General features: G+C 47.3%; 14 protein-coding genes and 1 pseudogene. 4 read left to right on the top strand and 11 right to left on the bottom strand.

What is annotated here, in order from left to right:
• Positions 1-4: 4 nt before the first annotated feature.
• From ABLV76_RS18840 to ABLV76_RS18800, 9 genes are all read right to left on the bottom strand, one after another.
• Positions 5-766 carry an SDR family oxidoreductase gene (locus ABLV76_RS18840; protein WP_004204674.1) on the bottom strand — a complete coding sequence of 254 codons (762 nt, stop codon included), beginning with the start codon at positions 764-766 and terminating at the stop codon, positions 5-7.
• Between the two features lie 11 nt (positions 767-777).
• On the bottom strand, positions 778-2,316 hold the full coding sequence (locus ABLV76_RS18835) for an FGGY-family carbohydrate kinase (RefSeq protein WP_348878416.1): 1,539 nt from the start codon (positions 2,314-2,316) through the stop codon (positions 778-780).
• A 20-nt stretch (positions 2,317-2,336) separates the two neighbouring features.
• Positions 2,337-2,888: a glycerol-3-phosphate responsive antiterminator gene (locus ABLV76_RS18830; RefSeq protein WP_002889866.1), complete on the bottom strand. Its 552-nt coding sequence runs from the start codon at positions 2,886-2,888 to the stop codon at positions 2,337-2,339.
• A gap of 14 nt (positions 2,889-2,902) precedes the next feature.
• On the bottom strand, positions 2,903-3,694 hold the full coding sequence (locus ABLV76_RS18825; RefSeq protein WP_002889868.1) for a phospho-2-dehydro-3-deoxyheptonate aldolase: 792 nt from the start codon (positions 3,692-3,694) through the stop codon (positions 2,903-2,905).
• A 510-nt stretch (positions 3,695-4,204) separates the two neighbouring features.
• Complete coding sequence (locus tag ABLV76_RS18820) at positions 4,205-4,456, bottom strand: zinc ribbon domain-containing protein (RefSeq protein WP_023288528.1); 252 nt, start codon at positions 4,454-4,456, stop codon at positions 4,205-4,207.
• A 176-nt stretch (positions 4,457-4,632) separates the two neighbouring features.
• Complete coding sequence (lpdA, locus tag ABLV76_RS18815) at positions 4,633-6,030, bottom strand: dihydrolipoyl dehydrogenase (protein ID WP_348878415.1); 1,398 nt, start codon at positions 6,028-6,030, stop codon at positions 4,633-4,635.
• The gene (locus ABLV76_RS18810; protein ID WP_348878414.1) at positions 6,020-7,555 is read right to left on the bottom strand and encodes a 2-oxo acid dehydrogenase subunit E2; all 1,536 of its coding nucleotides are present in this window, start codon (positions 7,553-7,555) and stop codon (positions 6,020-6,022) included. Before ABLV76_RS18810 ends, lpdA begins: the two co-directional genes overlap by 11 nt.
• A gap of 3 nt (positions 7,556-7,558) precedes the next feature.
• Positions 7,559-8,578: an alpha-ketoacid dehydrogenase subunit beta gene (locus ABLV76_RS18805; protein WP_017901010.1), complete on the bottom strand. Its 1,020-nt coding sequence runs from the start codon at positions 8,576-8,578 to the stop codon at positions 7,559-7,561.
• 11 nt (positions 8,579-8,589) lie between these two features.
• A complete protein-coding gene (locus tag ABLV76_RS18800; RefSeq protein ID WP_002889884.1) occupies positions 8,590-9,549 on the bottom strand; it encodes a thiamine pyrophosphate-dependent dehydrogenase E1 component subunit alpha in 960 nt (319 codons plus the stop codon).
• Between the two features lie 253 nt (positions 9,550-9,802).
• Between ABLV76_RS18800 and ABLV76_RS18795 the strand changes: the two genes are divergently transcribed.
• Both ABLV76_RS18795 and ABLV76_RS18790 read left to right on the top strand, forming a co-directional pair.
• The gene (locus ABLV76_RS18795; RefSeq protein ID WP_348878413.1) at positions 9,803-12,568 is read left to right on the top strand and encodes a LuxR C-terminal-related transcriptional regulator; all 2,766 of its coding nucleotides are present in this window, start codon (positions 9,803-9,805) and stop codon (positions 12,566-12,568) included.
• A 344-nt stretch (positions 12,569-12,912) separates the two neighbouring features.
• A complete protein-coding gene (locus tag ABLV76_RS18790) occupies positions 12,913-13,488 on the top strand; it encodes a uracil-DNA glycosylase (RefSeq protein WP_348878412.1) in 576 nt (191 codons plus the stop codon).
• 564 nt (positions 13,489-14,052) lie between these two features.
• Here the strand turns inward: ABLV76_RS18790 and ABLV76_RS18785 are convergent.
• On the bottom strand, positions 14,053-16,791 hold the full coding sequence (locus ABLV76_RS18785) for an SIR2 family protein (protein ID WP_141411375.1): 2,739 nt from the start codon (positions 16,789-16,791) through the stop codon (positions 14,053-14,055).
• Positions 16,788-17,963, bottom strand: a pseudogene (locus ABLV76_RS18780) (integrase arm-type DNA-binding domain-containing protein). Before ABLV76_RS18780 ends, ABLV76_RS18785 begins: the two are co-directional and overlap by 4 nt.
• A gap of 475 nt (positions 17,964-18,438) precedes the next feature.
• Between ABLV76_RS18780 and ABLV76_RS18775 the strand changes: the two are divergent.
• Entirely contained in the window at positions 18,439-19,566 is a 1,128-nt protein-coding gene (locus ABLV76_RS18775; RefSeq protein WP_023342982.1) for a hypothetical protein, read from the top strand.
• 91 nt (positions 19,567-19,657) lie between these two features.
• Complete coding sequence (locus ABLV76_RS18770) at positions 19,658-21,157, top strand: SIR2 family protein (RefSeq protein WP_023342981.1); 1,500 nt, start codon at positions 19,658-19,660, stop codon at positions 21,155-21,157.
• Positions 21,158-21,470: the final 313 nt, after the last annotated feature.

The following is a 21,470-nucleotide window of genomic DNA, read 5'->3' as shown; positions in this document are numbered from 1 at the left end:
TAGATTAACGCATCAACATACCGCCGGTAACGTCCAGAGTTGCTCCCGTCATATAGCTGGTCTTAGGAGAAACCATGAAGACTCCGATGTCGGCAATTTCTTGCGGCTGGGCCACGCGGCCCACCGGAATACGACTGACGTAATAGTCAGGGTTTTGCTCAATGTTCTTACGGATCATCGCAGTATCCATGATCCCAACGGCGATATTGTTCACATTGATTTTTTGTTTGGCGACTTCCCGCGCCAGAGAGATAGCAAAGGCGACCAGGCCGGCCTTACTTGCCGCGTAGTGCGCATGTCCCGTCGTGGAGCCGTGGAACGCGGCCTGCGAGGTAATATTCAGAATGCTGCCCATCTGGTCATGCTGCAGGCAGTGATTTACAAACAGCTGGCTGAGATGGAAGATGGCTTTCAGATTGACATTCATCACCAGATCCCAGTCCTGCGGGCTGATCTCGGTGACGTAGCCGCTCAGCCAGATCCCGGCGTTATTCACCAGAATGTCGGCTTTGCCCAGTCTGTCGATACAGGTGGCAAACAGATTTTCCCGGCTCTGCTCGTCAGAGAGATCGGTTTTGACCGCAATGATCTCTACGTTCGCGCTGGCCTTCACCGTTTCGATCAGCCGTTCGGGATGCTCTTCCTCACGCATATAGGTAAAGCAGATATTGACGCCTTCTTTGGCGAGAGAAAGAACAAACTCTTTCCCCAGGCCGGTTGCGCCGCCTGTCACGATGGCCGTACGATTCGTTAAATTCAGATCCATTTTTCCCTCACTTAGTGCGCGATGTAGTTGCTGCAGCTTTTCCACGGCGACTGCATTTCTGATAACAGGTTTTTATAAAGCTGGTATTTGGTCTGGTAGACCCGGTGGTTTTCCGGATTAGGGGAGACGGTGCGTGAGACATGGACCATGTCGTTTGAGGCAGCAAATACCTCTGCAAACCAGCCCACCATGACGGCGGCGGTCATCGCGGTACCCAGGGTCCCGTGCTCTTTGACGTCAACGATTTCCAGCGTGGCCTGGAAGATATCGGCGAATATCTGCAGCCAGACCGGGGAGTTCGTGACGCCGCCAGCAATACGAATAGTGCGGCTTAACTTTGGGTTAATATTGCGTAAGCGTTCGGTGTGGTAGAGATGGCTGAAGGCCACGCCCTCATAAATCGCCCGCAGAAAATGGGCTTTTTTATGGAAGCTGTTGACACCGATAAAGCCGGCCGAGGCGTCGGGAATGGTGTTAGAGCCAAACACGAACGGAAAGAACAGCAGGTGACTTTCATCCGGCGCCGTTGATGAAACCAGCTTATTGCACAGGTCATAGACCGACGATCCTTGTTCGGCGGAGGTTTTCCGGTCGCTCTCCATAAAGTTGTTAATAAACCACTCCAGGTTGCTCGCGGAGGTGGGGCTGGCCTCGGTGATGAGCCATTTACCTTCAATGGGATAAATGGAGGTCATAAACAGATCTTTATCAATAACCGGGTGGTCGGTAACGTATTCGTTTATGCTCCAGGTGCCGGTGACGATCGCCATCTTATCGAGACTGTTAATCCCCGAGGCAATGGAAGAGGCCGAGATATCAAACACCCCGCCAGAAACCGGCGTACCTGCGCATAAACCGGTCAGACGGGCCACGTCGTCAGTGATTTTTCCGCAGCATTCTGTTGAGCGTTTGATGGGGGGCAATTTGTCCCGCAGTTCATCAAGTCCCCACCATGCCAGTAGTTCATCGTCATACTGGCAGTCACGTACGTTGATCAGGTTGGTCCCTGAGATATCGGTCAGCTCAAGAAAAGCCTCTCCGGTCAGGTAAAAACGGATCAGGTCCTTGACCATAAAAATATAACGCGCTTTTTGCAGCGTCTCGGGCTCGAAATCCTTCAGCCATGCCAGCAGGGCGACAGGTTGTCCGGCCCAGATGGACTGCATCGTTTTTGGCAAAATGTCGGTAAGGAATTCTGGTGAGCGTTGCCATCTCTCAACGTACTCTTTTGCCCGGCTATCGGTGGATATAATGCCGTTACGCACCGGGTGACCTTCTTCGTCGACCAGATACAGACCGTTACCATGACCGGTGACGGCCACTCCTTTTATCTGGCTGGCGTCGATACCTGATTGCTCAATCGCTTTTTTAATCACTTCGACATTCGCGGCCCACAGCTCATCGATACTGCGCTCTGTGTTGAATTCCCGGGGTGTCAGCATCTGCGTGGATTTTGAGGCGATGGCGAGCACCTGTCCTTTACGGTCATAGATGGCTGCCTTGGTGACGGTTCCACCATTGTCGATGCCCATGACGTATTCATCTTTCATTCGCGTGGACTCCTTATTGGTTACCATAAGCCGGGCTCGCTGGTGGTTATCCCTTTAAATCCGGCATGGAATATTTTATCTACAAGGTATTTGCGCTTAACAAAGCCTCCGGCGATGAATACCACATCAAAGCCTTTCAAATTTCGGCTAATCAACTCCAGACACTGGCAGGCATATTCAGCAGGTAAGATTTCAATTGCGTCCGGTGGACTGTGTTTAACAATATCGAGCGACTGATCAAGCGATCGCGAATCGATAAGTAAAACCCGATATACGGTCAGCAATCCCTCTTTTTTGGCGTAGCGTAGCGCGGAGAGATTGGAAGAAATAACACCATCAACCTTGTAATAATTTTTCAGCAGATTGATCCCCGCCTGATCCGGTTTAAAGCCGCCCAGTAATTCAAGGTGAACGAGGACCTTCTTACCGCTTTGATGGCATTTGCCAATCAGCGACTGCAGATTGCCGATATTCGCTTCGGATAGCAGCACATATTCTGACTGGCAGGATAATGCTTTCTCAAAGTATTTATACTTCCTGATGGAAGGGATGATGGTGTTATTTGAAATCATATTAATTTCCGATGTTATTTAGCCATGTAGAGGCTGTATGCATCTTCCGCTGTTGCGTTTTCATGGATGATGGCATTCAGACCTGCTACCACTTTCGCCGGCTGCGGATCCTGGGTAATGTTTCGTCCCACAGCCACGCCTTTCGCACCCATCTGCATACAGTGCTGAACAAATTTGAAGTAACCGTCGATGCCGGTTTTTGGCCCTCCTAAGGCAAGCACCGGCACGCCAGCAGCTTCAACGATCAGTCGGTCCTCTGGTGAACCGGTAAAACGCGTTTTGATGACGTCCGCGCCCAGCTCCACCGCTGCGCGGGCCGATGCAGCGATGATGGCCGGATTGTTAGAGTCATCGCTGGTGACGGGATAACCATACGGGAGCGATTCGACAATCAGCGGTACATTCCAGCGATCCGCTGCCTGTGCGAGTTGCATCGCCATAATGTGGGTTTTTTCTTCATTGAAGGCGCCGGGGAAGGTCATGCAGACCACGCCCTCGGCAGCGACTTTAAGCGCATCTTCGACGGAAAAAACGGGGGTAGTATCGGGAACGGTATTGTCAAAGATACTGACCGTGCTGTCGACGCGTAACACAACGGGAACGCTGTTCAATGCTTCCCGATAATTCTTCAACATGCCGTACGTGACGAGCGCGCAATCCAGGCCGTGTTCCACCAGAGCAGGGAGCTGATTTATCGTATTATCAATACCATTTGTTTTCGTGGAAAAATAGTAGCCATCCAGCGCTAAGGTCACGGATTTACCGTCTTTTGCGAATATTCTTGAGAGACGACGTTCTTTAGACATTTATTTACTCCTGAGATAAAAAAACAAAAAAAAGCCCTCAGAGACTCGCGTCTCTGAGGGCTTTCTGTTCACATACCCTTTTGATAATGGTTCGGGATTCCAAAGCATTATCAATGTAATTTTTTAGCAAAGTGAGAAAGGTTTAACTTTTTTAAATTAAATCTGTTCTCTTGCGTGATTAAATAACTAACACACGCGATAACTTATTGTCCAGTTGGTATCGTTGAAATGAGAGATTCATCACATCAATATGTTGTATTCCATGAGAAGTGCCGGGTTAAATACAGAAACAGAACCTTTAAAAACCAGGCAATAACGCATCCGGAAAAGGGGGAGAACGCCAGGCGTTTATTTCATCCGCATGAAGATCGCATCCATGCATGCCTATGCCTGCAGGTCGTCATCTACAACGCGCATTTATTCCTGTCCGGATGGCGTACAAAAACGCTATAGCAATGTTGTCGGCATGGCGATCTGTCCCTACTGATTTCATCCTGCCGCCCGGGTAAATTACTCGTCCGCTTTGTGCGCCCAGGCAGGCATCGCCGTCAGATAACGTTTTGCCCGTTTCCGTGATTCCGCTACGCCCACCTTTTGCCAGGAGTCGAGAAAAGCCGCCAGACCGGATACGGCCTCTTCCCAGGATTTCAGATTACCGTCGCTGTCGCTGCAATACGCGCAATATTTATCGCTGGCCCCTTGCGCATCAGGTGCGGACATCGGCATTCCGCAGGCCTGGCAAAACCTTTCGTGCTGTGTCATAGATCGCCCCTCCTGTCGTTTGGTTGTCTACTAAACATACAGAATTTACGCATGGTGCTTAGCGTTTCAGATCAATAGATCCTGCCGTAACCGTTGTTGGGGATCTTCTGTCGGGGAGTGCGGGAGGGATAACGGGAACTTACTCCGTATCGCACAGCTATCGCCTCCCTTATTTTTTATTGATGCAACGGTTGGTCGCAGGCCGCGAGTATGGATTCATGCATCGCTTCGGAAAGTGTCGGATGCGCAAAGATCATCGACAGGAGACTTTCGTCTGTGGCCTCCAGGTGACGGGCGATGCCAAAGCCCTGGATCTGTTCCGTGACCTGTGCGCCAACCATATGCGCGCCCAGCAACTCGCCGGTTTCAGCATCGAAAATCGTCTTCACAAAACCCTCTGTCTCGCCGCTGGCCAGCGCCTTACCATTGCTCTGATAAGAGAACTTACCGATCCTGACGGGCCGTCCCCTGGCCAGAGCCGTCGATTCCGTCAGGCCCAGACTGGCAACCTGAGGCCGGGCATAAGTGCAACCGGGCACATAGTCGCGATCAAGCGGATGGGCGCCTTCGATACCGGCCAGTGTCTCAACGCAGATCACGCCTTCGTGGCTGGCCTTGTGCGCCAGACACGGCGGGCCGGCTACATCGCCGATGGCATAAAGCCCGAATACGTTAGTGCGACAAGCCGCGTCCGTCTTGATAAAACCGCGGTCTAACTCAACGCCCAGCGTTTCCAGCCCCAGATCTTCAATATTCGGCTGTACGCCGACCGCCAGCAGCACACGTTCGACATCCTGGGAATATTCGCCGCCGGTGTTTTTCAATGTGCAGCGCACCCCGGTATCGGTGAGCTGTACTTGCGTCACCAGGGTCTGGGTATGGACCTGAATACCGCGTTTTTCGAATGACTTACGCACTGCTGCAGACACCTCGGCATCTTCCACTGGCAAAATCTGCGAAGCTAGCTCGACCAGCGTTACTTTACAGCCCAGATCGTTATAAAGGCTGGCGAACTCGACGCCAATCGCCCCTGAACCGATGATTAAGAGCGACTTGGGCAATCGCTTAGGCCGCAGCGCCTCGAAATAGGTCCAGATATATTCGCCATCTGGTGCGATGCCTGGTAATGCGCGTGGCCGGGCGCCGGTTGCCAGGATCACGTGATCGGCCCGGTAATCGCGCGCCTTCCCTCGGCCATCCTCGACCGTTATTTGCCCCTTGCCGCGCAGCCGCGCTGTGCCATCAATGACCTGCACGCCATTTTTCTTCAACAGGTACGCAACCCCTGCGGTGAGCTGTTGCGATACGGTACGGCTAAACTGCACCAGTTTTTGCAGATCGACGTTCACCTCGCCCACGCTGATGCCCAGCTGACTGGCATGGGTGATAGTGTGCGCAACCTCAGCACCATGCAGCAGCGCCTTGGTTGGAATGCATCCCCAGTTCAGGCAGATGCCGCCCAGATGCTGTTTTTCCACTAATGCGGTACGAAACCCTAGCTGACCGGCACGGATGGCGGCAACGTATCCCCCAGGACCACCGCCGATGATCAGCACATCGTATTTATCGTGCATAGCTCGTCTCCTGGATAAACATCAAGGTCGGGGTTTCAATCAGTCGCTTGAGTTCCCGGAGAAAAGCCGCACCTGCCGCGCCATCGATGACCCGGTGATCGCAGGATAGCGATACCGTCATTTGGTGGCGCGCGACGATTTGCCCGTCGCGTACTACCGCCCGGAGCTCGCCGGCGCCAATGGCGAGGATTGCGCTTTGCGGTGGATTGATGATGGCGTCAAACTGCCGGACGCCGAGCATTCCCAGATTTGACACGCTAAAGGTCCCGCCCTGGAACTCTTCCGGCTTCAGCGTGCCCGCTTTGGCTCTGGTCACCAGCGAGTGAATTTCGTTCGATATGTCGCTAATCGATTTCCGGTTCGCCGAGCGAACAATAGGGGTAATTAGCCCGGCAGGCAGCGCAACGGCCACCGAAATGTCGGCATCCGCAAAGCGGCGGATACTTTGTGTCGCTTCATCAAACTGGATGTTGACGTCAGGCACGGCCACCAGAGCCAGGGCGCAGGCCTTCACCAACAGGTCATTAACCGAAATCTTGACGCCGGGTACTTCGCGGTTAATGTCCTGACGTAACGCTAACAGTCGTTCTAGATCGAGATCGACGTTCAAACGGAAGTGGGGAGACTGTTGCTTGGACGTTTGCAGGCGAGAAGCGATAGCCCGCCGCATACCGGACATCGAGATGCTCTCAAAGGGTGCCGGGGCACTCTCCTGCACAGGGCTGGTCTGCGGGTGCTCGTCGAGTAACAACGCCGCGGCCAGCACATCATCGCGACTCACTCGACCGCGTGAACCGCTGCTTCGGCAGTCATGTAAGTTGATACCCAGTTTGCCGGCCAGACGGCGCGCCAGCGGGGTGGCCGATACCTGGCTATCATCGGCATGCGAGCGGGGCGCTTTACTGCGACGAACGGGGGGCGTCGGAGAGGCCAGACGACCGCCGGCGGCAACGATCGCGCTTTCCAGATCAGAAACAGAGATACGATCCCCGCGCCCGCTGCCGCGGACTTTTTTCAGGTCGACACCCCAGCGGGCAGACAGTCTTAACGCATGGGGCGTGGCATTAACCTGAGTCACATCGGTCACGCCTTGCAGACTGACGGGGATATCGGTCTGCCCAACAGGGGGCTCGGGGCTGTTGGATGGCGGGGAAACAACGGAAGCTGGCTTAGCGCCTGCCTGTGCCGCTATGCCCGGCGCGGCAGACTCCGGGCCAGGGGCTGCGGGTTTCGCCGAAGCCAGGCTGGCAGCAAATTCGTCCAATTCAGCATCGCTGACCGACGCGTCAGCCGCCAGGGCCAGCACGGCGCCTACCTGAAGCGTCTCACCCTCGCGGGCGATTATCCGACGTAACGTACCAGCAAAGGGTGCCTCCAGCACATTAACGATTTTACTGGTTTCAATCTCACAGATTTCCTGCCCTGGGGTGAAGCTGTCACCCTCCTGGATTGCCCACCGAGCGAGCAAGCCTTCCTCCATGGAAAGCCCCCACTTTGGCATTTCAAGCGTCTTGATTTCGCTCATAGGTTAATCCTCCAGCACTTGACGGACGGCGGCTTCGATACGTTCTACACCAGGGATCCAGAGTTTTTCGAGAGCAGGGGAGAACGGGACCGGCGTGTGTGGCGGCGTCACCAGCAGAACGGGCGCTTTGAGGAAATGGAATGCCTGGGACGCAATCAGCGCCGCGACATCATGAGCAAAACCGAAGCGTGCTGCGGATTCGTCGACAATCACGACCCGCCCCGTGGAAGCCACCGATTCCAGAATCCCTTCCTCATCCAGCGGCGAAATGGTTCGCGGGTCGACTACCTCGACCGAGATCCCCTCTTTAGCCAGCTTGTCCGCCACCTGGTTGGCTTTATGCACCATTGCCGACAACGCAATGATGGTGACGTCCTCTCCTTCGCGGGTATAGTTGGCTACACCTAGCGGGATGGTATAGCTCTCGTCCGGTACCTCGCCCTTGAGGTCGTACAGCATTTTATGCTCGCAGAATACCACCGGGTCGTCGTCGCGAATGGACTGGATTAACAGACCCTTGACGTCATAAGGCGTCGAGGGCACCACCACCTTCAGCCCTGGGGTGGTGGCAAAGATATTATAGGGTGACTGTGAATGCTGGGCCGCGGCGGAAAACCCCGCGCCGATCATACCTCGCATCACCAGCGGGGCCCTGGCTTTGCCACCAAACATGTAGCGGAACTTAGCCGCCTGGTTGTACAGCGCATCGTGACTCACGCCAAAAAAATCCATGAACATCAATTCCGCGACCGGCCGTAGACCCGTCGCTGCGGCGCCGGCCGCCATTCCGATGATGGCCGACTCGGTAATGGGCGTGTCGATCACCCGATCGGAGCCGAACTGCGTCCACAGCCCTTTAGTGACGCCGAGCACACCGCCAAAAGCTTCTATCTTCGCCTCTTCGGGCGCATTTCCGCCATGACCGCCACGCAAATCTTCACCGATGAGCACCACGCGTTCATCGCGTTCCATTTCCTGAGCCAGGGCTTCCTTGACCGCTTCACGATAGGTTTTAATCGCCATAGTTATCACCCTCAGTATGAGACATAAACGTCTGTCAGCAGGTCTTCCGGAGCCGGATAGGCAGCGGCGCGGGCCTTCAATACCGCATCGTTGACCAGGGCTTCTACTTCCTCGTCAATCGCCGCCAGTTCTTCCTGGGTGATATGCTGTTTGACCTTAGCGGTGAAAATCTTCAGCGGATCATGTTGTTCACGCAGGCGTTGCACTTCACCTTCCGCGCGGTATAGCGCGGGATCCCCCTCAAAATGACCGTGCCAGCGGAAGGCTTTGGCCTCAATGACGCTTGGGCCACCGCCTTCTCGCGCACGCTTGACCGCCTCTGAGGTTGCCTCATAAACGGCAAAGAAATCGGTGCCATCGACGGTCACTGCCGGCAGGCCGAAGCCAGCGGCGCGCCGGGCGATATCACGCCCACCCACGGCGTAGTCATGGCCGGTCCCTTCGCCGTAACCGTTATTCTCGAAAATAAAGACGGCTGGAAGCTGGAGCACGACGGCCATATTGATGGCTTCAAAGACCAGGCCCTGATTAGAACCACCATCGCCCGTAAAAGAGACACCGACGTTGCCGGTTTTTAGCGTCTTTGCCGTTAGCGCGGCGCCGATGGCCAGAGGAGGGGCTCCCCCAACGATAGCGTTCGCCCCCAGCATTCCTTTCGACAGATCGGCAATGTGCATCGACCCGCCCTTACCGCGACATAACCCGCTGTCCTTACCGAATATTTCGGCCATCATGCCGTGAATGTCGCAACCTTTAGCAATACAGTGGCCATGTCCACGGTGTGTTGAACCAATGAAATCTGCGCTCGTTAAATTTTCGCAGACCCCCACCGCGATGGCTTCCTCGCCGGTGTAAAGGTGAATGAAGCCCGGAATATCACCGCTGGTATTTTCCTGATGCAACCGCTCTTCAAAGGTCCTGATCTCCCGCATCTTGCGGTAAGCCTGCAATAACGCCTGTTTGCTGAGCATCGTTTAATTCTCCTCAATAAAGGTCACCCAGGCGGGGCCAACAGACAGGGCGGATAACCCTGGCCACACCCATGCAATGAATCTACGAGCGGTTAAAGGGAGTGCGAAGCCACCTTCATGGGGGGGTAGGTGGGGGTTTTCATGCTTGAGGTCAAACTTTCTAAATTTTGTGTAGTAATAAAGTTTGGCTGTCCCATGTCATCCCGGGGGCTGGCGTACAATTGAAAAAAACAAAGCGAGTAGATAACCACGGATGAAGCCATCGGATTTAGAAAGTCGCCAATCACCCTCACTGGTCTCCGGGCCATTGCGGCTGACGCGAGGCTTGCCGCTAATCCTGACCAAATTCGTCCCGCCTCGCTCCTCGATACAATTGCTGGAGCGCCCCCGGCTGCTTCAGCTTCTCAGTCCCGTTCAGCAGTGCCGGCTGGGCGTCGTCTGCGCCGGCGCTGGATTTGGCAAAACCACGCTGTTGGCGCAATGGCATCAGCAGATGGTCGCCCAGGGCGAACGTATCGCCTGGCTGAGCCTCGATGAGGATGATGATGACGTATGGCAGTTTATTCCTTATCTGCTGCAAGCATTGCGTCCACTCTATGCTGACTGGGACGCCGATTTCTGGCGTGATATGGAAGAACAGAAGCTCTCCAGCTCCGAGCAACTGCTGGCCGGGCTCATTAACCAGCTACACTACTGCCCGCATGACGTGTACCTGATTATCGACGACTTCCACGTGATTAACGATCGTGGGGTCTATGAAGCGCTGGGGTATTTAATCAAGCATGCGCCTGCCGCCTTGCATCTGATCATTGGCAGCCGTTTCCACCCGAATCTTGCGCTGAGCCAGCTGCAGGCCCAGGACCAACTGGTGGAGATCTATGATCGAGACCTGCAATTCACGCTCGAAGAAACAAAACACTATTTTAGCCGCACGGTTGCGCTACCCCTCAGCAACCACCATGCACAGCGGCTACAGTCCGTGACAGAGGGCTGGATTGCAGGGATGAAGATCGCTTCATTGTCGGCAGAATTACAGCATGATCCCGAGCATCTGTTGCGCAATATGCATGGAGGAACACGGTCCATTGCCCGCTATCTGAAAGAGGTGGTACTGGACCCGCTGCCGGAAGAGGTTCTCGATTTCCTGGTAAAAACGTCCTTCCTCAGCCGGTTAAATGCCGAACTATGCAATGCAGTGACAGGACGAGATGATAGTCAAGCGATGCTGGCATGGATTGAGCGACACAACCTTTTTTTGTCAGCCCTTGACGAACAAGGCTACTGGTTCCGCTACCATCCTCTGTTACAGGAAAATCTTCGGACTATGCTGCAGCAGAACAACGCTATTGATCGCAAACAGCTACATGAATTAGCCAGTCATTGGTTCGTCGAACAGAAGCTGTGGTCTGAGGCGGTACGCCATGCGCTCAGCGCAGGCAAGCCGGTGCATAGCCCCGTGCAGGATGGCGCAAGCGCTCAGTCACTGGCGGAAGAAGGGGATATCGATACCCTGATCTCATGGATGCATCATTTACCGCCCAGCACCGATCCTTCGCGCATTGACCTGCAAATTAACCTGGCCTGGGCACTGGCGCATTATTTCCACTTTGATGAGTCGAGGCAGCTGCTTGATAACCTCGATCAGATGGTACTTCATCATCGTGAGGATTTAACCCGCAGCACCTGGTGTAAATTGCGCGTTGTGCGGGCAATTTGCGAAGCCTTTGCTGAAAACATCCCGGAGAGTCTGGCTATTGTTCAGCCGTTGCTGGCCGAAGTGCCCTGCGGTGACACCTGGGTTGATGGTCTGATATGCAATATTCTCAGCTATTGCCATGTTGTTAACCAGCGCTATCACGACGCGCTGGAGGTTCAACAGCATATGCCCTCTCCGGAAAGTCCTTTAGATAATCTGTTTGTCTCGGTTTATCGCGCTTTTATTATTGCCCAGTGCCATCTTTGTCAGGGCGATCTGGGAAAAGCCGGGTGGTATGCAGAGAAAACGTTGCGTCAGGCTGAATGTTATACCGGTACCCAGTCGACCAGTGGCGCGACGCTGGCGCCGCTGCTGGCGGAGATAGCCTATGAATGTCAGAGGGGTGACTCGCCCGAGCATCTGTTAGCCGACCGGCTCGAATTCATCGACCGATTCAGTCCACCCGACGCGCTGAGTCGTTGCTATACCTATCTCGCGCGTCAGGCTCTGGATGGCGATATGCCGTATGAGGCCGAGCGATTGCTGGAGCATGCGCAGCGCCTTGCGGTGTCTCGCGGCTGGCAACGGCTCCAGGCCATGATGTTAGCCGAGCAGGTGAGGGTGCGGCTGCAGCGCGGCAATTTCACCGGCGCAGAGCAACTGCAACGGCAGCTTGAACAAATGGCCGCCAGCTTCAGAATGGATGCCGAACATCCCCGCCAACGCGCCATCGTTATGTCTGCATCCCTTAGCCGCAGCCGGCTTCTTCTCGCCAGAGGCCAGGCGCCGCAAGCCTGCATTTTACTGGCTGAGATGGTCTCCGATCAGGAGAGCCGGGGGGACAGGTTAACCGCAGCGCGTCTGCGTACGCTCTGGTCATTAGCCTTGTGGAACAGCGGCAAAACTGCCGCTGCGCGCATGACATTTCAACCAGTGCTGCAGCTGGCTGAACAACAGCATCTCAAAGGCCTCTTTCTTGACGCTGGCGATACCTTGCAACCTTTGCTTGCCGGTATGAATGAATCCTCTTCGGCTTGTAAAGAGGAAGGGGGAGTGCAAGGTCCCTGGGCCGACAAGCGCTGGCCTGCAGATAGAACACCGTTTAATAGTGGAAGCCCCGATATTCATGAGGAGCTCAGCGAGCGAGAGTTGCAGATATTACAGCTGATCGCTGAAGGTCAGATGAACAAAGAAATCGCTCGCTCCCTCGCTATTTCTGCCGAGACGGTCAAATGGCATATCAAAAACATCTACGCGAAGCTTAAAGTGAATAGCCGCACTCAAGCGATGAGCCGGGCGCTGGAGATGAAATTACTGGATTAACGGTTTGAACAGGGGGGCCTGGGCGCAAAATATTATCTAGACATCACTCTTCATAGCCACTTTCTTAACGGGGCTATGAGCTATGGATAATCGAGGTACTTGTAAGTCCATGGGGAGCTCTCTGAACAGTGATGGCAGTTTTGATGCCCAGGCTCAGCGATAAGAACATGGAATTTAAGTGGGTCGGCCCCAGGGGTAGCGTGAGGATATTTGCCACAGATCCCAGCAAGAAAGTTAGCGGCCAAAGCAGCTGCCGAACAGATCGTCAATAGAACTGAGGATATTTTAAGCAGGAGGAGGTAAACTGACTCAAGAAAGAGCTTAAGTATTCATGAGGGTAGAAAATGGTTGTGGAGTCAGTTCTTTCAACAGAACCAAAATCACTCAAGTATGAATCAAACATACGCCACAGACAGAGCCTACTCGCAGCTCCTCATATGCGGCCGTTAACAGCGTATGTCAAAAGCATACGTGAAAGGCTTGGTGACAATGTATTCATCCCTGACTTTGATCCTTTAGATGGTGGGATCAATGCCGAATTTATTTTCCTTTTCGAGAAACCAGGCCCCCAAACTGACCTTAGATACGGTGGTTCTGGTTTTATCTCACGTGATAATAACGATGACGCGGCCAAAGCAATCTTTTGCTTTATGCAAAGTATAGGCTTGGATAGAAAACGAACGCTGCTTTGGAATACCATTCCTGCTTGGGATAACTCAAGAGCATATCAGGCCCTACATGTTCGTAAAGGCATTGAAATTCTTGATGAGCTACTCCATTTACTATCTAACCTAAAAACCATAATTTTTGTAGTGGAACAGGCCCAAAAAGCGAGAAAAGGGCTAAAGGCTCGTGGTTATGAAGTTGCAGATTCCTACCATCCCTCACCATGTGTCAAAGCTCGGTATCGTCAGAAATGAGATCAAATTCCGGCAGCGTGGAAAGATGCGATTTCTACTAACAAGAGATAATAATGAAGATAACCGTATTTTATGTACTGGCACTGCTGCCGCTGTCAGTACATTCTGGAAGTATTGCCCTGCAACTAACCGAACAGACCGAGGCTCTCCAAGGTACACTGTGCCAGCATAAAAACAATCGATACAAAAGACTCTATTTAGCCGCTCTTATTTTGTTCGAAGTGACAATGATAGCAGCACCAGTAACTGCGTGCTCGAATTCCCCAATCAGGTTCTGCTTCAGTAGTCCGCTTAAAAACCCCGAAAATCCCGCAATTTTTACGTATAAAAGCCATGCATGCATAAGGTGCATGGTTTTGCATGCGTTTAGCGACACTGGATCCCCTTCCAGCGCTAGCATTGGCTGCCCTGAGGCTGGTCATGCACCTGCATTAAAAGCGCCCCCTTAAGCGGGCAGACGTGGCGGGGAGAGCATTGCACGCTGAGGTCTGATAAAGAAAATTTATCAAATCCAGGCAGATTACATCTCTAAGACTCACTCTCATTAACTATCCCATATAATCTTCAATTAAAGAATTTCTTTTCTAATTTAGCTATCGTTTCTTTCAGCTCTTCAAGAGCTACAGTAAATGAATCTTCGCCATTTCTAACTAAAAAATCCAACATGCTACGAATGGAATACAATTCCGTGCTAAATTTATTAGCAGGTAACTTCCTTATCATCTCAAGTATTTCATGTTCTAAACCTTCTTCTTTTTCAATTATATTTGATGCAACTAAAAAAAGCTTAAGTCTATTTTTCTTTTCATAATCAAGCTTTTCAATCCCCATATTCTTAACATATTCCTTAATATCATCCTTTATTTTATCATCACCAACAATAAATAAATCATACAATAATGACTCAATGTAACTAGCCTGTCGAGTAACTGGTAGTTCACTAATCGAGGATATTAATTCTTTAAGGTGATTAATGTCATTGAATTCCACGCTTAACTCTGATGCAATCAAGAAAATATTATGAGCCTTTCTAAGAATAAGATAGCCATGGTCATTTTCAAATGTAGAAGTAGATAACTTTATCATGGAGTTCATCAGTTCAGCCACAAAACTCTTATCAAAGCCATCTCTTTTATTATTGAAGCAAATTGTAACGTAGTCAGAAATACATTCAATTAAATCGGAATAGAAAAAACCGTTTTCTACAAGTGTGGTTATTTTCTTGTGAAGAGGGCTTTTATCTTTATGGGGCTCATCTGAAAATGCAAGCAAAAGAATAACATTCTTGAAAGCATTTAAATTGAAGTCACCATTACTCGCCTTTTTCATATACCCACAATACATTTCCTCAAAAGCATGATTCAAAAGCCAATCACTGCTTTCCGTATCCAATTGAAGCGTTAAATACTTGCCGCGCTTTTTATACCTGAATTTTTCAGCCAACTCTTTGTTATCTAGGTATTTTATAGAGGAATACAATTCTTCTATAGTGTAATATATGGTCTCATTATTCTCCTGAGACTTACGCTTTACCGATTTAATCTCAAACAGTTTATTTATCGCATATTTAAACTCAGAATAGCTATCTATAAGGCAGCCATTTAACTTAATGAAATGCAATATATTTTTATGTAAAAAATCAGACTTGAACTCATCTGCATCCCAGTAAAGTAGAGGCTTCCTTCCTTCCCTGTCTTTAGTTTTATTTAGTATTTTATCTACTGAATAAATAAACTTAAACATATAATCAACGGTTACTATATCTAATAATGAACTTAATGTCCGCTTTACATTTTTAGGAAAGCTGTCAAACCTTTCTTTAAGGTTATAACTTTCTGTATCTAAAAACCTGTTGCTATTACGACCAAGACGATATTTAAGCACATGCAATATCATATTGTAATTAAGAAGGGAAATAAGTAATGAGGCATAATTTTTATGCTTCAAATCATGCTTGATAACATTTTCAATAGCATGATAGGCCATTTCATAATTTCCTGTCTGGAAGAATGCATATACATCACAATTATCAAAATCGACACTTTTCCCTGTGTGATTTTTTTTACTAAAATCAAAGTCGAAATTATACTCAAAGGTAAATATTTCTTTATCTGATAACTTTTTTGATTCAGGCACAAAGTCAGTAGTTAGAATAGCCTCGCTATCTTTGTCATCAACTATTACCCCGGAAATATCTGCTTTCCAAAGAATATCAAAAATTGGGGTTAGAAGAATGTTATATTTTTTTGACTCTTCATTATCTTTAAGTACATCCTTGAATCTTTTATACACATACCGCATGCCCTTATCTGTTTTCTGCGTTACCTCTGAGTTATAAAACTTTAAAAAAGCCATTATTTCGCCATTAACTTCTCGAAATAAAAGTGTTGAATCCCCTAAGCATTCAGTAATTTGTTCAGCTAGAATAGCATTCAGGGAGCTGAGTTCTTGCAATTTAGTATATACATGCTTAATTATATTTTTATCTTCATTGTTACTGACTCTCTTTTCTTTTATCGACTTTAAAAAACCATAAAGGCATGAGCTTCTCTTATCTGTAAAGAACTCCGTCTGGTAGCTGCTAACTTTGATAGTCGTAATACCATGGCTAGCTAAATATTTTCTTTGAGCATAATCATCTTCGTATACAACAAGATACATTGGAGGACGTACAGCGGAGTGATTTTGGGCCCATTTTATAACTTGCTTAATATCTATATCGTTATAAGAATAGCCTATAAAAATCACTGTGTGGGTCGACAGAACACTCTTTATGTAATTAGATACTAGAGGGAAATTGACGTCATAATTAATATAATCATCTTCTTTGAATACAATATTGTGATTTTTAAAATCACCATGCATCTTTATAAGTTTTTTATCAAGACTAGACTTCATCAAGTCTTTATCACTGCAGACAATGTCATATATATACGCATTTTCAATGACTGCAGTATCTAAAAGACAGTCCCAGTTAGTAGTAATCACACAATGGGGGTTTATATTAAATATTAAATCATGCAATTTCGAAGGAGTTACATTGTCAGGGAAGTACTTCTTAATTTTCTTAAAATATAAATGAGAGCCAAACTCGAGATAATAAAGCTGTGCAACTTTCAAATAATCAATTTCGTAATCTATGCCCAAATCAAGTTTTAGCTCATCAATCAGGTCCGACCATGACGGTAGCTTTATATTTTCACTTTCTGATGATTTGGAAACTCCTGCACCAACAAAAATAGCCAGCGAGTCCTCATCAGAGGCTTGAATAATATTTTCCAAATGCTTATCGTTTATTATCACTTTTTATCCCTTAGAATATATGTAGAGTACCATTGAGGCATTGATGCTCTTTTTTGAATATGCAGTGCATGATTGTGTGTTCCTTGTATTGACTTTTTATCAACATGCGCAAATTGAAGTTCAACCCATATCGTATAGAACCTATTTTCATGTAAAATAGCAAACATCATATGTCGGAATCCGTGACCAGTTAGCTGTCCACTAAACCCAATACGTTTTATAACCTGATTGATACTCGCTTCACTCATAGGCTTTTACGGATCGTTCCGCCCCGGAAAAACATAACGATAGTTCCCAGTCATGATCTTCAGTTCATTGAGTAAATCTAACGCCTGAGTCGACAATGGCACAAGATATGGCCTGCGCATTTTCATCCTTTCAGTAGGAATTTCCCAAATTGCGTAATCCAGATCAAATTCTTGCCATAATGCTGCACGTAATTCAATGGTTCTCACACCTGTAATCATGAGTAATTTCGTAGCAACTTGTACAAGCCGACTGCCTGTGAAACTGTCTAAGGCACGCAGAAATTCGGGTATCTCATCAGCTTTCAGGAACGGGAAATGATTGGATTGGTGTACTTCGAGAGTGCTGGAAAGATCTGCCGCAGGATTGTACTCCGCTCTACCCGTTACAATTGCGTAGCGAAACACTTCAGAAAAACGCTGACGCACTTTCCGCGTTTTCTCCAACGCACCACGTTTCTCAATTTTACGCAGTACGTTCAGCAACTCCAGCGGTTTAATCTCTCCCACTTTCCTTGTTCCAACATAAGGGAAAATGTTGTTTTTAAAAGCTTCTATGATATCTGACGCATATCCTGCCGACCATTTGGCGGTCTTCATATGATGCCACTCTCAAGCTATCTTTTCGAACGCACTTTCGGATTCCGTTTGCAAAGCGATCTTCTGCTCTTTTAGAACCTCATTCGGGTTCTTTCCTTATGCGAGCAGCTTTCAGGCATCGTCACGACGAGAACGGGCATCTGCAGGTGTGATCGTAGGATACGCACCAGGCGAGATCATTTTGGGCTTACCGACACAGCGATAGCGGAACCGCCAGCTTTTGCTTCCATTAGGTTCTATAAGCAATGACAAGCCTTGCCGATCCCCAAGAGTATAGGGTTTATCTTCGGACTTAGTGCAGCGAATCTGCATCTCATTAGAAGGCAGGTGTATAGGAATCCAGGACCGAACAAGGAGATATACATAATCCTAAATACCTTAAGTATCGGACTTTACTAGAGCGTTACGGACAACGATGGACTAAAAAACAGTAAAATAGTTATAAATCAGGATAGTTATGGATAAATACGGAAGTTGGGGGAAGTTGAAATGGTGCGATAATAGGAGCAAATCATAAAAACCAACCAATTGATTTATATGAATAAAAAAATTAAACCATTATTAGGTACCCCCAAAAGTACCCCCGGATTTTCTTGTTGCCATCTAAATTGTTTAAAAAACATTCTATTGATGTTGATACCACAATTTAAGAACTGCCTTGAAGCATATCAAGTTAGCTAGACGTCAAAATGGCACTCTGGGAATTTGTGTTTTAGGCCCAACCTTAGTGATGTTTGCCGTACAGCTCCCTTTATGGTCATCCTATGGTAAAGTTAAGCTCCCTTCGAAAGGAGACCCCCAAATGACGATAACAGCCTATTCTAGAAAATTTAAGCGTGAACTGGATGCTAAGCAGTTGGAAAACCTTTTCGAACGTAGCAACTCAGATCCTTCTTTAAGTTTTAGAGATTTTGTTAAAGAGGATGTTGAATGCCCGGCATGCAATGTTTCTGGTGGTTATTACGTTTCGGAAGGAAGATCGCTCAGTAACGGCAAAGTTGTAAAGCAAGCACACTTTGCATTTCGAGACAATCTAGGTAAAGACTCTCACCTCCCATTTTGTGATTTTTATACTGGAGATGATAAGTTGAACGTTGTTTCAAATGAAGGCCGAATTGATTTTATGCGCTCGGGTTCTGAAGCGACACGCTTAATAGGTCTTATGGTCTGCGCGGGAATTCAGGAGAAGATTTTTACGCAAGAAGATATACGTAACATGCGCCAATGGTTCTTAGATTTAAGAGAAAAAGGCACTTTTACATTTAATTTAAGCCCTCACATAATTTACCTTGCAAAGGCCTCATTGATTAGATACAAGAGAAACTATGATAATTATGTTGTCGATCTCAGCGCCACAAACAAAAGTTGGTTCGACATCAATGAGGAAGTATATCAATCCCTTTATTTCAAGTACCCTCAATTCTATCTAAACCGTAATGAGAATCCTGAACTTTGGAATGTAAGGCTTAAATCAGTAGTCAAAAAAGCAAGAACTATAGTAATTAAAGACTCTGGAACATCAACATTTGACAGATCAATTCTCAACGAAAAATATGAGATAGCTACTCAAATGGCAAGACTGATTCGAGACTACCACCCTCGACTCCGTATGATTATTAGTTACACACCAACATCTATCAAAGCAAACAACCCACTCATGGCTTTATCTGCATTATTATTACATGTTTCCGATTGGAACATTCAGGAAAGTTGTAAAAAAATCCAAGCAATTTTAGCAGTTGAGAAAGTTGACGATAATTCTGCAGGAAACATTATTGGATTAAACCCATTCATTCACCATAGCGCTTGGATTCTTGTTAAAGCTTTAAACGACTTACATTCTAATTTAGACAAAGAAATTGATTTTGATAAAGCATTCAACGAAGAAAAAGAGAGGCTCATGAAAATTTACTATCCAAATGGTCAATAACAAGTAAATTCTTATCTCTACAGATAAATACATACTTGAGCTGTGTTCTAACAAATTTTAATGATTACCACTAATATATCTCGGGGGTCAAATGAATATAACGGATTTTCTAAAAGGCTACAGAAACCATCCAATATTATTTGTTGGAGCAGGTTTCAGCATGAGATACTTATCAATTTCTTATAGCTGGCCGGCACTCTTAGAGAAAATTAGTATTGACCTGACAAACTCTAATGAACTATATAAAGATCTTGTCAGAGAAAACAGTAATAAAGATGGTATTATAGACCTTCCAAAAGTGGCAACGCAATTAGAGCAAATATTTGATGCAACACTTAAAGCAGATAGGAATGGAAAGTTCAAAAATATCAATGACTTATACTACAACTCGGAAGATACCTCCTCAAATATTAGCAGATTTAAAATCTATCTTTCACAGTTAGTGAATATCACAGATTTAAAATTAGGAGTTCAAGATGAAATATCTGAATTAGTAAAAGCCTCCAAAAATATTGCCTCTGTGATTACAACAAACTATGATAATTTTATCGAAAGTGCAATTGGTTATAACCCTGTAATTGGGAATGATATACTTTTAAGCAATCCTTATGGTTCTGTTTATAAAATTCACGGATGCGTTAGCAAACCAGAATCCATAATAATAACTGGTGATGACTATGTTCATTTTGATAAAAAATATGAGTTGATTCGTGCTCAACTCCTATCCTTATTTATACATAACCCGATTATATTTATGGGGTATAGAATAGGTGACCCTAATATTAAAAAAGTATTAAAAACAATATTTTCATACATACCACCTCGTTCTAAAATTGCAGAAAAAATAAAAAACAACTTCCTTCTGATTGAAAGAGAAGAAGGCATTGATAATTTAAACGTTGTCTCTCACGATCTCGAAGTAGAAGATGCTGGGTTAATTAGCATTAATAAAATCGTTACAGATAACTTCTCAGACATATATAAAGAACTTGCTCAACTGCACTTACCAGTTTCGGTAATGGATATACGCAGAGCAGAGAGTGTCTTTGGTAAAATAAAGGAAGGCGGAGACATAAAAGTAAAACTTGTTGGGGATTTGGACACGCTCAGAAATGATGAGCTTGTTCTAGCCGTCGGTTCTGTTAACTCTATAAAAATACACATGCAAACACCTCAGGAGATGATGGAAAACTATTTTGATCTAATTTCAAATCAGGAGTCGCATGTTGTCGAGTTGCTTGACAAGTTCACCATCAATAAAAGATCATATTTCCCAGCTTATGCTTTTCATAAATTCAGTCCAGGTGTTAAATGCTTAACATCATTAATGAAAAATCAAAAAAGATTAATAGCGTCAAACTATGCTAGGTTACCCAAGAATCAAAGAATAGTAGAACACACCATTGAAGATATTTACGCTAAACATTCAGATATTGATAGCAAATTACAAAATATTATTTTCTTCAATGCTCATGATGGACATATATCCTTGGAAGATTTAGAAAAACATGTCCGAGAATTTAAGGACAAGTCTCATACTGATTATCGCAAACTTTTAGCATTGTATGATTACCTCGCACACAATGTATAATTATATACATTATCATTGTGATTATAGTTAGCAAAACTGCAACTGATGGTTTTATACGATTACTAGTTGCAGCCGCAGTTTACAGATCACATCAACTGTAACTTAGAGCGTTTAGAGCCAAAAATTCCCGCTGGTATAGCCAGCGGGTGACAGGTTTTGACTGATGCAACCAACGAGCTGTACCTGAAGTTTTCTAAAGGGGGAGAGGTTGTCACTTTCCCCCTGGTTTTCCCTAGTAAGGCATAACAAACCATAACAGGCTGACACCTGCGCTGCTTCGCATCAGGACTAACAAAAGCTAACCGCCGGGCTC

Source organism: Klebsiella sp. GB_Kp047, assembly GCF_040065235.1.
GTDB classification, from domain to species: domain Bacteria; phylum Pseudomonadota; class Gammaproteobacteria; order Enterobacterales; family Enterobacteriaceae; genus Klebsiella; species Klebsiella quasipneumoniae.
The sequence above is the reverse complement of the archived record's forward strand: the minus strand, read 5'-3'. Positions and strand labels throughout refer to the sequence as shown.

Coding starts and splice junctions, on each gene's coding strand:
- ABLV76_RS18840 (WP_004204674.1), bottom strand. CDS start 766: ATGGATCTGAATTTAACGAATCGTACGGCCATCGTGACAGGCGGCGCA.
- ABLV76_RS18835 (WP_348878416.1), bottom strand. CDS start 2,316: ATGAAAGATGAATACGTCATGGGCATCGACAATGGTGGAACCGTCACC.
- ABLV76_RS18830 (WP_002889866.1), bottom strand. CDS start 2,888: ATGATTTCAAATAACACCATCATCCCTTCCATCAGGAAGTATAAATAC.
- ABLV76_RS18825 (WP_002889868.1), bottom strand. CDS start 3,694: ATGTCTAAAGAACGTCGTCTCTCAAGAATATTCGCAAAAGACGGTAAA.
- ABLV76_RS18820 (WP_023288528.1), bottom strand. CDS start 4,456: ATGACACAGCACGAAAGGTTTTGCCAGGCCTGCGGAATGCCGATGTCC.
- lpdA (WP_348878415.1), bottom strand. CDS start 6,030: ATGCACGATAAATACGATGTGCTGATCATCGGCGGTGGTCCTGGGGGA.
- ABLV76_RS18810 (WP_348878414.1), bottom strand. CDS start 7,555: ATGAGCGAAATCAAGACGCTTGAAATGCCAAAGTGGGGGCTTTCCATG.
- ABLV76_RS18805 (WP_017901010.1), bottom strand. CDS start 8,578: ATGGCGATTAAAACCTATCGTGAAGCGGTCAAGGAAGCCCTGGCTCAG.
- ABLV76_RS18800 (WP_002889884.1), bottom strand. CDS start 9,549: ATGCTCAGCAAACAGGCGTTATTGCAGGCTTACCGCAAGATGCGGGAG.
- ABLV76_RS18795 (WP_348878413.1), top strand. CDS start 9,803: ATGAAGCCATCGGATTTAGAAAGTCGCCAATCACCCTCACTGGTCTCC.
- ABLV76_RS18790 (WP_348878412.1), top strand. CDS start 12,913: ATGGTTGTGGAGTCAGTTCTTTCAACAGAACCAAAATCACTCAAGTAT.
- ABLV76_RS18775 (WP_023342982.1), top strand. CDS start 18,439: ATGACGATAACAGCCTATTCTAGAAAATTTAAGCGTGAACTGGATGCT.
- ABLV76_RS18770 (WP_023342981.1), top strand. CDS start 19,658: ATGAATATAACGGATTTTCTAAAAGGCTACAGAAACCATCCAATATTA.